11 protein-coding genes are annotated in these 12,068 nt (G+C 59.1%); 3 read left to right on the top strand and 8 right to left on the bottom strand.

Going from position 1 to position 12,068, the window contains the following annotated elements; all coding sequences use genetic code 11:
• Positions 1-10: 10 nt before the first annotated feature.
• Both RBB81_RS09025 and RBB81_RS09030 read right to left on the bottom strand, forming a co-directional pair.
• On the bottom strand, positions 11-1,246 hold the full coding sequence (locus tag RBB81_RS09025; RefSeq protein WP_353073443.1) for a beta-ketoacyl-[acyl-carrier-protein] synthase family protein: 1,236 nt from the start codon (positions 1,244-1,246) through the stop codon (positions 11-13).
• 404 nt (positions 1,247-1,650) lie between these two features.
• Positions 1,651-2,331: a VOC family protein gene (locus RBB81_RS09030; protein WP_353073444.1), complete on the bottom strand. Its 681-nt coding sequence runs from the start codon at positions 2,329-2,331 to the stop codon at positions 1,651-1,653.
• A 561-nt stretch (positions 2,332-2,892) separates the two neighbouring features.
• On the opposite strand from RBB81_RS09030, the gene RBB81_RS09035 reads away from it, so the two are divergent.
• A complete protein-coding gene (locus RBB81_RS09035; RefSeq protein WP_353073445.1) occupies positions 2,893-3,519 on the top strand; it encodes a class I SAM-dependent methyltransferase in 627 nt (208 codons plus the stop codon).
• Between the two features lie 36 nt (positions 3,520-3,555).
• Here RBB81_RS09035 and RBB81_RS09040 read toward each other — a convergent pair whose 3' ends face one another.
• From RBB81_RS09040 to RBB81_RS09060, 5 genes are all read right to left on the bottom strand, one after another.
• Positions 3,556-5,001, bottom strand: a complete 1,446-nt coding sequence (locus RBB81_RS09040) for a PP2C family protein-serine/threonine phosphatase (protein WP_353073446.1) — start codon at positions 4,999-5,001, stop codon at positions 3,556-3,558.
• Between the two features lie 248 nt (positions 5,002-5,249).
• Complete coding sequence (locus tag RBB81_RS09045) at positions 5,250-5,507, bottom strand: acyl carrier protein (protein WP_353073447.1); 258 nt, start codon at positions 5,505-5,507, stop codon at positions 5,250-5,252.
• A 96-nt stretch (positions 5,508-5,603) separates the two neighbouring features.
• On the bottom strand, positions 5,604-5,822 hold the full coding sequence (locus RBB81_RS09050) for a hypothetical protein (RefSeq protein ID WP_353073448.1): 219 nt from the start codon (positions 5,820-5,822) through the stop codon (positions 5,604-5,606).
• Between the two features lie 45 nt (positions 5,823-5,867).
• On the bottom strand, positions 5,868-6,944 hold the full coding sequence (locus RBB81_RS09055) for a type III polyketide synthase (protein ID WP_353073449.1): 1,077 nt from the start codon (positions 6,942-6,944) through the stop codon (positions 5,868-5,870).
• 164 nt (positions 6,945-7,108) lie between these two features.
• Entirely contained in the window at positions 7,109-7,981 is an 873-nt protein-coding gene (locus RBB81_RS09060) for a hypothetical protein (protein WP_353073450.1), read from the bottom strand.
• 489 nt (positions 7,982-8,470) lie between these two features.
• Between RBB81_RS09060 and RBB81_RS09065 the strand changes: the two genes are divergently transcribed.
• Positions 8,471-9,187, top strand: a complete 717-nt coding sequence (locus tag RBB81_RS09065; protein ID WP_353073451.1) for a PEP-CTERM sorting domain-containing protein — start codon at positions 8,471-8,473, stop codon at positions 9,185-9,187.
• 97 nt (positions 9,188-9,284) lie between these two features.
• Here RBB81_RS09065 and RBB81_RS09070 read toward each other — a convergent pair whose 3' ends face one another.
• The gene (locus RBB81_RS09070) at positions 9,285-10,256 is read right to left on the bottom strand and encodes an SDR family oxidoreductase (protein ID WP_353073913.1); all 972 of its coding nucleotides are present in this window, start codon (positions 10,254-10,256) and stop codon (positions 9,285-9,287) included.
• Between the two features lie 393 nt (positions 10,257-10,649).
• Here RBB81_RS09070 and RBB81_RS09075 point away from each other — a divergent pair, with 393 nt between their 5' ends.
• Positions 10,650-12,017, top strand: coding sequence for a nucleotide sugar dehydrogenase (locus RBB81_RS09075; RefSeq protein ID WP_183792288.1), 1,368 nt, complete (start codon positions 10,650-10,652; stop codon positions 12,015-12,017).
• The last annotated feature ends 51 nt before the right edge of the window (positions 12,018-12,068 follow it).

Below are 12,068 nucleotides of genomic sequence, written 5' to 3' on the forward strand. Positions count from 1 at the left end.
TTCAGTCGAATTATTCGATAGGACGGAAGGCGAGTACCGCGTTCAGGCCTCCGAAGGCCAGGGAGTTGGACAGGGCTAGCTTTGGAGAGGCTTTGCGGGGTGCGCCGAGGATGATGTCGAGGTTGATGGCCGGGTCGACTTGCGTGATGCCAGTGTTGGCGGGGAGGAGACTTTCCTTGAGGGCGAGGATGGTGGCGAGGGCTTCGAGGGCTCCGCTCGCTCCGATGGAGTGGCCGTGCAGGGATTTGGTGGAGCTGACGGGGATTTTTGCTGCGAGCGGGCCGAAGACCTGATGGATGGCGGCGGCTTCGGTGGTGTCGTTGACCAGGGTGCCGGTGCCGTGGGCGCTGAGGTAGCCGACCTCGTCCGGTGAGGCGTTGGCGTCTTTGAGGGCGATGCGCATGGCGGCGGCGGCGCCGTCGGGGTGGGGCTGGGTGATGTGGCTGGCGTCGGCGGAGCTGCCGGTGCCGACGATCTCGGCGTAGATGGTGGCGTTGCGGGTCAGGGCAGACTCGAGGGTTTCGAGGGTAAACATGGCGGCGCCTTCGCCGAGGGTCATGCCGTCGCGGTCGGCGGAGAAGGGGCGGCACTGGGTGGGGGAGACGACGCGCATGCTGTCCCAGGCGCGGAGGAAGCCGAAGGTAAGTGGGGCTTCGTGGCCGCCGGTGATGGCGGCGTCGATCATGCCGCTGCGGATCATCTGGAAGGCGAGGCCGATGGCGTGAGCGCCGGAGGAGCAGGCGGTGGAGATGTTGAGGGCGGGGCCGGTGATCTTGAGGTCGATGGAGATGTTGCTGGCTCCGGCGGAGGCCATGGTGCGGACGACGGTGAGGGGATGGACGCGGGCGTCACGGGTGTAGAGCTTGGCGGTCTCGGTCTCTTCGGCCTGTCGGCCACCGCAGGCGCAGCCTACGATGATGGCGATCTTGTCTGGTGTGTAGTGGTTGGTTAGCTGGGACTCTGCGGCGGCCTGGCGGGCGGCTACGACGGCGAAGTGTACGGTGCGGTCGGTGGCAGTGAGGATGCCGGAGTCGAGGTGCTGGCTGGCGTCGAAGTCTTTGACGGCGGCGGTCTGGGTGAAGCGGAGCCCCTGGGTCTTGTCGTGCGCTTCGCGGGCGGGTGCTTCCGGGTAGGGTGGGAAGGGGGCGATGCCGGTGGTGCCGGCGAAGAGGGAGGTGCGGAAGTCCGCGACGGTGTTGCCGATGGGGGTGATGCATCCGAGGCCGGTGACTACGACACGATTCACTTCTTCTCCTGGTAGTGCTCTTGGTGATTGTAGATTCTTTGAGGAATCGGCCTACCCTCCCCCTCCCCCCGGGGGTATTTTGCGGCTAAAATACTTGTTTTGAATAGTTTACAGATGGTTGGTGTCTGTAAAATATTGCATTGAAAGGGTTTACGCGCAAAATATTCCATTCAGACGAGTTACGGGCCGACAAAAAATTAAAAAGCCCCTGTGGTTTCAGGGGCTTTCCTGTTCTGTTTCTATTATAGCGGTCGGGACCGAACTCATACGCCACGCTTTTGTGCTGGATTGACGCGGGGTTTGATGATTTCGGGGGTTGACAGGATTTTACGGACAGGAGGGCCTGCTGGTGACTGTAATCGCTAGCTGTTCCCATCTTTGCGCTTGATGGCGTCGTAGTCGTTTTATTGCGGCGGCTCTTCGCCGGATTGCTCGCGCACCATGTACTCGGCGTACCAGTCCGGCCAGTTCTCGTCGCGCTGGCCGCCGGTGCGCTTTTCATGCTCGCCGTGGGCCGCCCCCGCCCGCCGAAGCGCGCTCGCCAGATCGTTCGCCGACGCGTAGGTCGTGTCGCCGGTCACACGCCCGGGAAGCCGCGTCGTGATCTCCTGGAGTAGCCAGCCGTTGCCGTCGGGATCACGGAAGGAGGCGAACGAGCGGTAGCTGCGATGCTCGGGATCCGGACCGCTGACCCTGCGCCGCCCAAAGAGGTAGGGATCGTCCGGGCCAGCGTACACATCGCCTGCGTCGTGGAAGACATCGCTGATCTCTGCGCCGCGACGGAGCATCTCGCTGCGGGCGGTCGCGATGTCGGAGACGATCAGGTACAGGCCCTGGGCGGAGCCGGGTTCTGCCGCGGTGACGTTCTTGCCGAAGATGACCGAGCACCCGGAGCCGGGCGGCGTGAACTGGATGACGCGGAAGTCGGTACCGTTGTCGTAGTCGGCGTCGAGTCGCCAACCGAGTCTCCCGTAGAACTCCTTCGCGCGGTCGACATCCGAGACGGGGATGACGACTATCTCGAGCTTCGTGTCGATTCTCGCGACGCTGGCCGCGTCGTTACTACGAACTTCGTCCGTGCTCATGGCTCCCTCCTGATTTGCGCGGGATGAAATGGTATTACGACATTTAATTGTTGATCAAGCGGGCCTGTGAATCGGGTGTGTTGCGATCCAATTTAGTCCGAACCAGAGGGCGATTCAATGAGACGAAGGTATTGAAGAAGACAGTCCGATGCGCCATTGAGCCGGAATCCTTAGGGGTTCGGTGCACTCCTGGAGGGTGTTGGGCGAAGAGGAAGAAGAGCGGCATGGTCAATCGGGGTTGTACCCTGAGTCAGCAGGAAACGCTTTATTGCTTAGGAATGGAGCTTTCAACCGTTGATCGATCCGCTCGAGCGTCTTGTGTGCCAGTTGGAAGATGAGCCGTCGCTGCTCGAGCGAAGTCAGCTTCGCCAACGTTTAGAGGCTCTTGACCGGCTTGATGCTTATTTTCCGGACACCGCTGAACCAGTATTTGGTGCTGAGTCGATCGCGGCCGGACTCTATCGCCGAGCGAGAGCAATTTGCGGCAGGCTGGAGGCTGTGAATTGTGAACTTTATGAAGCCATTCGATGTGAGATTCAGCGCCGGGAGCGGCCTGAGACTTTGCTTCGGTGGATCGATGCCTCACCGGAGATGGAAGAGGTGCCCGGGCCGGACAATAAGCCCGGCGGCGGTATGGGCTATGACTACCTGGATGAGCTGGTCAGTGGAGTGTTTCAGTTTGAAGAGCCTGGGGCTGAGGATGTTCGACGGGAGGCCGAGATGGTGTTTTATCAGCCGACCCCTGTGCGCCATATCTTCAATCTTATGGGCTTGACTGCGCTCGATGAAACCGATGTTCTTGTCGATCTTGGCTCCGGGTTGGGCCATGTTCCGTTGCTGGTCTCTGCGTGCACCGGCGCTGGCGGCATAGGGATCGAGTTGGAGGCGAGATACGCACAACGTGCGCGGGAGTGTGCACAGAGGCTGAATCTGAATAAGGTTACGTTTCTTGAGGAGGATGCGCGGGTGGCGGATCTGTCCATCGGCACGGTGTTCTATCTTTACACTCCGTTTGTGGGGTCTATCCTGAGCGACGTGCTCAAGCGCCTGAGGCGTGAGGCGGCTACTCGCCGAATCCGAGTCTGCACGTATGGCCCTTGTACGTCTGTTGTCGCTGAAGAGCGCTGGCTTGAGGCCGCTGCGGCGCCAGAGACGGATCGGATCGCACTCTTTTGTTCTCGCGATTGAATGTTTGGGCCCGGGATGTTCGTTAGGCTATCGGCTTCAGGCGAGAGCTTCAGCTGGGTCGGCAAGATACGCGCCTGGGGAGGGAGTGTTTGCGCAGAGATAGTCGCAGACGAGGAGGGTGAGGTCGTCGTTCTGGGACTTGGATGACCAGAGCTCGATGGAGGAGAGGATGCTGGCGGCTGCTTCTTCAGCGCTTAGGTTCGCGGCTTCCTTGAGGAGAGTGTGGAGGCGGCTTGATCCGAACTCTTCTCCCTGGGCGTTGGTGGCTTCGAGGATGCCGTCGGTATAGAGGAGCAGGCGGTCGCGGGGCTCGAGGGGGTACTCGGCGGTGGTGTAGGTGGCGAAGGAAAAGGCTGCGAGCATGAGGCCGTTTTCGGTGAGTTCGATTACGTCTCCGTCGCGCAGAAGCAACATGGGGGGATGGGCTGCGGCGGAGTATCGGAGGGTGGAGGATTCGGCGTCGAGATAGACGTAGGCGGCGGTGACGAACTGCTCCTGCGTGTTGCCGCAGAGGACGGAGTTCATTCCGGCGAGGAGGAGTGCGGGATCGGCTGCGTTGGCGCGCTGAGAGGTGGCGGCGAGCTTGACCATGGAGGCGATTAATGCGGCGGGAACGCCGTGCCCGGAGACGTCGGCGATGAGGAGGCCTGCCTGGGTTTGATCGGCGACGAGGAAGTCGTAGAAGTCTCCAGCGACGGCCGTCATGGGGACGTAGCGGGCGGCTACGTGGAAGTGGGGGGATTGAGGGTAGGCTGGCGGCAGAATCGAGGTTTGGATGCGGCGTGCGATCTCGAGTTCCTTTTGGAGGGCGTTGAACTGTTGATCGCGATGGAGGCCGCGCTTTGCGGCGACATAGCCGAGGGTTGCAAGGAAGAAGGTAAAGCCTAAGGGCTCTATGAACCAACGGTATCCGAGGGCGCCGCCGATGTTATCGAAGAGTGCGAAGATGACGAAGACGATGATGCCTCGGCGAGCGATGACGAAGTCTCTGTCTGTCTGTTTCTGGGTGAGCGATTGGATGATGAGTGCGAGCAGACTGGCGATGACGACCAGGTTGTTTGTCAGCTGAAAGGCGGGCCGTTGACCGAACAACATCGTTGCGACGGCGAGACCCAGGAACACGGAGGTGAGAACGATGGCGATCTTGCGGCCTGAGCGGCCCAGAAAGCCTGCCGCCTCAAAGTAGAAGAAGGCGGGAATTGGCACCAGGTAATTCCCTATGGCGCGAAGGTCATCGAAGAAGTGCGAGGGTGGGATGATGAGGGTGAGAAGCCCCAAGTGGAGCCAAAGCCTTTGACCGTAGAAGATGGCGAAGAGAGCGAGCCAGAAGAGCATGGCGTCGAACTTGCGACCGAGGAAGGCGAATGCTATCGAGACGAGCCCGACGGCAGTGAATGCGGCTCCCAGGAAGAGGTAGAGCTCGTCGTGATGAAAGGTCCGCAGGACCTGACTGGCCGTCAGCTGAGGGTCGCCTACGTACATACGAGCGAATGATACACGGAGGGGTGGGACCGACCGATAATGTGGTGGTTTAAATGCTGTGGAAGGACCAAAAAAGCTCTATGCAACTTTGCGGGATGAGGGCGCGTGGATCTGCATGGCGAGATTTTTGGGGTGAGGGAGGACGAAACAGCAGATCCCCTTCGGGGATGACAACCAGAAAGACAAGGCGGTGATGGCGCATCAACTTCGGGGATGGGAGGCTGTGTTGCTTGCCTGTTGAGCGGTTGTTAGGGGGTGGTGATGTGGGCGGGGGCGGTGGTGAGTTTGGCGACGCCCTCGACCATGTCGCCTACGGTGCGGAGGGTGCTGAGGGCTTCGTCGGGAATCTCGATGTTGAAGGCCTCTTCGACCTCGAAGGAGATGTTGATCTTGTCGAGGGAGTCGATGTTGAGCTCGTCGAAGGTGTTGGCGAGAGAGATGGAGTCCGCGGGGATGCTTTTAGATTTAGCGATGATGTCAATGCAGCGTGTGGCGATATCGTTCATGGAACTCCGGCGTCCTCGGGGATAGCCTCAACTTACAGGGAGGCGAGTGCCGCTGTAAAGTTCGTTGAGGCCGCCGTCCTGATCTAGTTTAGCTTGTCAGCATGTGTAATCCGGTAGCAAGTAGTTCGTCAATACCCGGGAAGATGCAGGGCGGTGGTCGATGTGTACCTCGAGGAGACGCTGGAAGAGGATCGAGGGAAGGCTGCATGGCGTCGTGATTTTCGACGTGGAGACCTTGATTGCGGCGGCGAGGCCGGCGGGACCTGCGCCAACGATGAAAACCTCCGCGGCAGGCTTGCTGCTGCGGAGGTTCATCGGGTGCTGCTTTTGTCTTGGGTCACAGAGCTGCAGAGGAGGCGGTTACCACTGGAGGAGAACAAGCTCCGAACAGAAGGCTGGGCCCATGGCAGCGAGGATGCTGTAGGTGCCGGGTTTGCCGGGGGCGTTGACGAGAACGTCTTCGAGGACGGCGAGGACCGACGCTGCGGAGAGATTGCCGACCTCACGCAGGCTGCGCCATGAAGGTTCGAGGGCGTTGTCGGGGAGGTTGAGGGTGGTTTCCATGGCTTCGAGAACTTTGGGGCCGCCGGAGTGGAAGATGTAGCTCGAAATGTCATCGAGGGTTAGACCGTTGTCGGTCAAAAACGATTCAACGTTCCCGCGAAGATGCTCGTTGACGACCTTGGGGACGTCGGGGGAGAGAACGATCTTGAAGCCCATGTCGCCGATGTCCCAGCCCATGATGTGCTCGGTGTGGCGATAGAAGGTAGAGCGCGTGTCGAGGATTTTGGGGCCTGAGATGCAGGTGACGCAGGTGCGCTTGGCGAGCGCGGTCTCGGAGCCTGCGATGATGACGGCGGCGGCGCCGTCGCCGAAGAGACCGCAGGAGATGAGGTTGGCGATGGACTGGTCGTTGTCCTGCCAGGTGAGGGAGCAGAGTTCGACGGAGAGGAGCAGAGCGTATTGATTGGGGAAGGCGCGAACGTAGTCGGAGGCGCGGGAGATGCCTGCGGCACCGGCGACGCAGCCAAGGCCGAAGATAGGCGTGCGCTTGATGCTGGTGGGGAAGGGCATGCGGTTGATGAGGCGCGCGTCGATGGTGGGACTCGCGATGCCGGTGACGGAGGCGAAGAAGATAGCGGAGATGTCGACTGGGGTGAGGCCTACGCGGGAGAGGGCGGTGTCGATGGCTTTCTCGCCGAGTTCGACGGCGGCGACGATCCAGGCGTCGTTGGTGGGGCCGAAGCCGGAGAGGTTCTCATAGACATCCAAAGGGAATACGAGATTGCGGAAGTCGACACCGCAGTTGACGAAGAGCCGGTTGATGAGCCTGGGCTCTTCCATGCGATCCTGCCAGCGCGCCGTGAGTGCTTCTGAGATTTGTGCCTGGGAGTAGCGATGAGGTGGATAGGCTGTGCCGACAGATGCAATGCGCATGCTTATGAGAACCCTTTGTGGTGACGTAAATTGACTGCGTTTGGTTGACGTTGCGTAGTAGTCGAGAGTTGCACGCCTGCAACCGTCTCTCTGGAGGCGTGGGATGTAGCGATCGTTTAAAGGTACACGTTGAGAGAGATTCAGTGTTGAATTTCGGCAGGGGGCTAATGAAGGCGGGCGATCTGACGCTGGTAGAGGTCGTTCTTGGGAAACTCTTGGGAGAGGCCGATCAGGATCTGTTTGCCTGACTGGGTGCGGCCGTCGCGAAGCTCTCCGACGGCGAGCATGAGGCGGGCGAAGGGGGCGAGATAGTGACCCTGTTCTGCGGTGAGTTTGAGGAGGCGGACACCTTCGGCCTTGTTAGTGCCGGCGCCAGCCATGCCAAGGAACCAGCGGATGGGCGCGGCCTTGAGGCTTAGCATGTAATTTTCAATGCCCACGGCGAGGTTGGCGTCGTAAAGAGTTGGATTGACGGCGAGCGCCTGTTTGGCGTATTTGCTGGCGAGCTCGCTGTATTTGAAGGCTCCGTACTCGTGGCGGTCGATCAGGGAAGCCCAGTCGGCCTGCATGCCGGAGGTGACGGCTTTGCAGTAGAGGGCGTTGGAGTCATTGGGGTTGTGCTGGAGAGCGATGTCGGCGAGGCGGTTGGACTGGTCGATGCGATTGTTGAAGCCCTGTTTGAGCGCGGGATCAACGGGAGGACGGGTACGGGACTGGAAGCGATTGTCATCGGCGAAGAGCTCGATGTCGAGGACGCCGAGGAGGTTGAACTCATTGAAGATATAAGCGGCCGCGTCAGACGCTGAGCCAAGGCAGTCGTCTGGGTGGGCGGCCATCCATTGACCGAAGTGGGCGTGGGCGGCGTCGAAGTCCAGATTGTAGAGGGCGTAGTAGCCGTCATTGAGGGGCGTGCCGGTAAGCGGCGCGCTGAAGGCGAGGACGGGAGCTGCGAGGAGAAGCAGCAAGAGAGCTCCGGAGAGCGCGATGCGCCGGGTGATTCTGGCCGAGGATGGGGCGGTCCGGGCTGCCGGAGACATAACATGCATTATCTTCTTTTACCTCATTGGCTTGAAAACGCGGGTTCGGATTTAGAGCTTTGCGAAAGGAATTTTCGCTCAAGTAATAGTGTCCGCGGCGGTTCTTTTTACTGAGATGCGAATTGGGAGGGGCAGTTGGCGGACGCGATCGCCGGGATCTATTTCGCTATTTCGGCAAGTTCGGTGGGAGAACTCTTGGGATGTTTAGCGTGGATGCGCAAGATTTGGCAGGAAAGTGGCAAAGATTGTCACATTCGCGGCAGAACTATGCAAAATCTTGCCGTCTGTTTTCACTCTTGAGCTCTAAATAATTGATTCAAAATGGTTTTCGTTTGGGTACCAAGCTGCATAAAGGGTTGCGTGATCGCCTTTCAGAGCCGCCGCTAAATCGGCTGGCCTATTGAGGGCAGTGACAGGCGCGCATGTACGAGACCGTGGCAAACCATGGTTCAGGATGAACCGCTTAAGCGGAATTCAGGAGGCCCTTTCATGCAATTATTTTCGAAACTCTCTGCCTTGGGAGTGGTGTTCGTGGTTGCAACTACGTTCGCCTCTGCCGATACTCTCTCTTTGGGAAGCTACGGTCAGGATGCCGGTAGTGGGGGCAACAATAACTCGGCTTTAGCGGTGATCGCGCCGCCGAGCTATGCGTATAACGATGGACTACCTGACTTCACAGCACCGGTAGATCCGTTGATTGGTACACAATATCTTCAGATTACCAATAGCTCGGTGTGGAGTCTGCCGATCGGTGATTCGAGCTGGGTGTCGTACGCGCAGACCAGTCCGGAGTCGAGTCCTTTCGTCAACACACCGAATGGCAATTATTTCTTCACCAGCACGTTTGATATCGAGACCAAAGATCCATCCGATTACAGTGGTGCGATCTCCGTCCTGGCAGACGACACTGCGATTGTGTTTTTGAACGGGCAGATATTGAACGTCCCGACGGGGTCATCTTATCCGCATTGCTCAAACGGAACGCCGACCTGCACAGGCTCTGGCACGTTGATCTACCTTCCTTCGAGTGATTTTGTGAGTGGGGTCAATACGCTGACGTTCCAGGTCGTTCAGGCTGGAGGAGCGGACTTTGGAGTCGACTTCGACGGGACAGTCTCGTCTGTTCCTGAGCCCAGCTCGCTTTTGCTTCTTGGGACGGGCTTGATTGGCTCTGCAGCTGCGCTGATGCGGCGGATGCGCGCGTAAGTTTCGGACTGACGTCCCTGCGAGAGATATCGGTCTCGAGGGCAGTCGTGCCGATGTGTTGCTTCGATGGCTGCCAGGTATTCTGGCAGCCTTTTTCTCAGACTCTGATAGCCGTGACTTCCTTCTTCTGCTTCTCTTCGAGGTACCAGGCCACGGTCTTCTTCAGGCCCTCGTGGAAGTGAGCTTTCGGCTGATAGCCGAGTTCCTGGGTGGCGCGGGTGATGTCGGCCAGGGAGTGCTGGATGTCGCCCGCCCTGGGGGGACCGTAGATTGGCTGGGCGGTGAAGCCGAGATGTTCGGCGATGGTGGCGTAGACCTCGTTGAGCGTGTGGCTTCTGCCGGTGCCGATGTTGAAGACGCGGCCTGTGGCGACTTCGCTGGGCGCGAGGCATGCGAGGAGGTTGGCGCTGACGGCGTTGTCGACGTAGTTGAAGTCGCGGCTGGTGAGGCCGTCGCCGAGGATGGTGGGGGTGATGCCCTCCATCATCTTGAAGGTGAACTGGGCGATGACGCCGGAGTAGGGCGAGTCGGCTGCCTGGCGCGGGCCGAAGATGTTGAAGTAGCGCAGGCAGACGCCTTCGAGGCCGTAGGCTCGGTAAAAGGATTGGATGTAGTACTCGCAGGTGAGCTTCTGGACGGCGTAGGGCGAGAGCGGCCGGGGGAGCATGTCTTCCTGCTTGGGCTGGGTGGGCTGGTCGCCATAGGCTGAAGATGAGGCCGCGTAGACGATGCGGCGAACCTTGGCGTCGCGCGCGGCGATGAGGAGGTTCAGGGTCCCGTTGATGTTGGACTCGTGCGAGGTGAGGGGATCTTTGACGGAGCGTGGGACCGAGGCGAGGGCTCCCTGATGGAGGATGAAGTCAACGCCTTCGCAGGCGGATCTCATGCCGGCGGCGTCCTGGAGGTCCATCTCCTGGAAGTCGATGGAGTGGCGGATGTCGGCGAGGTTGTCGAGGTCTCCTGTGGAGAGATTGTCGATGCCGCGTACGTCGTGTCCCTGCTCGACGAGAGCGTGGGCCAGGGATGAGCCGATGAAGCCTGCGATTCCGGTGATGAGATAACGGGCCATCATTCCTCCACCCAGACGTACCGTGCTGGGGTGTTCAAAAGATGTTTCGTGACGTTATGCCTCCCTTATTATCAGGGTTTGCAGGACGAAAGCTAGTGCCGAGGGCAGATGGACGACATGAATTAAATTTTGATGAGCGAGAAGATGCAAGTTAATGCGACTTTCGTGCGACCTGGACGACGGAAGAGGACTGAACGATTGGTGCGGTGATGAATTAGAAACTAAGGATAGTACTTTTTGAGTTTTCTGGTGAAATTGCCCGTATTGTTGCATGCAATTTGAGTGCGGAGTGTGAAGCCAGTTTGCGAAGGCGAATAATTTACGAGGAATTCGATTGTTTTGATCGAGTTTCAGGAGATGGAAGTGCCGAAGGCGGATGCGATAATCGAGACTATGTCGACACAGAGCCAGGTTGTTTTACCAAAGATTGCACAAGTGCGCATGGCGCGTCTGGAGAACCGTACCGCGAAGATCGGAGTGATCGGGCTCGGGTATGTAGGGTTGCCGCTGTCCCTGCTTCTGTCAGAGGCGGGTTTCAAGGTGACGGGATTTGATATTGATACAAAAAAAGTTACAGATCTCGAGGCGGGCCGGTCTTACATCTTTCGGATTCCCGCAGAAGAGATTCAGAGCGCGCGGAAACAGGGTTTCAAGGCTACGGCGGACTTCGCTGGCCTCTCTGATCAGGACGCCATCATCATGTGCGTGCCGACGCCGCTGACCGAACATCGCGAGCCGGACCTGAGTTACGTGGAGAATACGGCGAAGGCGGCCGCTCCGTGGTTGCAGGAGGGGCAGCTGGTGGTGCTGGAGAGTACGACGTACCCGGGGACCACGGAGGATCTGATGATTCCGATCCTCGAGGCGGAAAACCGCAACGGGCTGAAGGTGCAGAGCCAGGGAGCGGTGGCCGAGCATGGAGTGTTTTATGTCGCGTTCTCGCCTGAGCGCGAAGATCCGGGCAATACCACCGTGGCGCGGCACAATATTCCGAAGGTCGTGGGCGGCCATGAGGAGATTGCCACGGAGCTGGCGGCGGTGATGTATGAGGGCATTTTTACGCGGTCGGTGAGGGTGTCGTCGACGCGCGCGGCCGAGATGACGAAGCTGCTGGAGAATATCTATCGCTGCGTGAACATTGCTCTTGTCAACGAGCTGAAGGTGCTGGCGCTGAAGATGGGTATGGATATCTGGGAGGTGATCGACGCTGCGGCGACGAAGCCGTTCGGATTTCATCCGTTCTATCCTGGGCCGGGGCTCGGTGGACACTGCATCCCGATCGATCCGTTTTATCTGAGCTGGAAGGCTAAGGAGTACGACTTCAACACGCGCTTCATTGAACTGGCCGGAGAGGTGAATGAAGCGATGCCTGCGCATGTGGTGCAGTATGTTGCGAAGGGGCTGAACCAGAATAAGAAGGCTCTGAACGGGTCACGCATTCTGATGCTGGGGATGGCTTATAAAAAGGACATCGACGATCTTCGGGAGTCACCGTCGTTGACCGTGATCGAGTTGCTGCGGGAGCAGGGCGCTGAGGTGCAGTACAACGATCCTTACTTCCCGACGGTGGGCAGAGGGCGGCACTACAACCTGAATATGACCTGTACGCCACTCGATGATCTGGGGCAGTACGACTGCGTTCTGATCATGACGGACCACACGGACTATGACTACAAGGATATTGTGAGCAAGTCGAAGCTGGTGGTGGACTCGCGGAACGCTACGAAGGGGATCAAGTCGGACAAGATCGTTCGCTGCTAGGTTGGGCTGACAAAGGCGAGTCCTGCCGGACGGGCCCACTACGCGTGGGGC

It is taken from the genome of Tunturibacter gelidoferens (assembly GCF_040358255.1).
In the GTDB taxonomy this organism is placed as follows: Bacteria; Acidobacteriota; Terriglobia; order Terriglobales; family Acidobacteriaceae; genus Edaphobacter; species Edaphobacter gelidiferens.

Bases quoted from the DNA above. Each gene is read 5' to 3' on its own strand.
- RBB81_RS09030 (WP_353073444.1), bottom strand. From the start codon at position 2,331: ATGAGCACGGACGAAGTTCGTAGTAACGACGCGGCCAGCGTCGCGAGA.
- RBB81_RS09040 (WP_353073446.1), bottom strand. From the start codon at position 5,001: ATGTACGTAGGCGACCCTCAGCTGACGGCCAGTCAGGTCCTGCGGACC.
- RBB81_RS09045 (WP_353073447.1), bottom strand. From the start codon at position 5,507: ATGAACGATATCGCCACACGCTGCATTGACATCATCGCTAAATCTAAA.
- RBB81_RS09050 (WP_353073448.1), bottom strand. From the start codon at position 5,822: ATGAACCTCCGCAGCAGCAAGCCTGCCGCGGAGGTTTTCATCGTTGGC.
- RBB81_RS09055 (WP_353073449.1), bottom strand. From the start codon at position 6,944: ATGCGCATTGCATCTGTCGGCACAGCCTATCCACCTCATCGCTACTCC.
- RBB81_RS09060 (WP_353073450.1), bottom strand. From the start codon at position 7,981: ATGTCTCCGGCAGCCCGGACCGCCCCATCCTCGGCCAGAATCACCCGG.
- RBB81_RS09065 (WP_353073451.1), top strand. From the start codon at position 8,471: ATGCAATTATTTTCGAAACTCTCTGCCTTGGGAGTGGTGTTCGTGGTT.
- RBB81_RS09070 (WP_353073913.1), bottom strand. From the start codon at position 10,256: ATGGCCCGTTATCTCATCACCGGAATCGCAGGCTTCATCGGCTCATCC.
- RBB81_RS09075 (WP_183792288.1), top strand. From the start codon at position 10,650: ATGTCGACACAGAGCCAGGTTGTTTTACCAAAGATTGCACAAGTGCGC.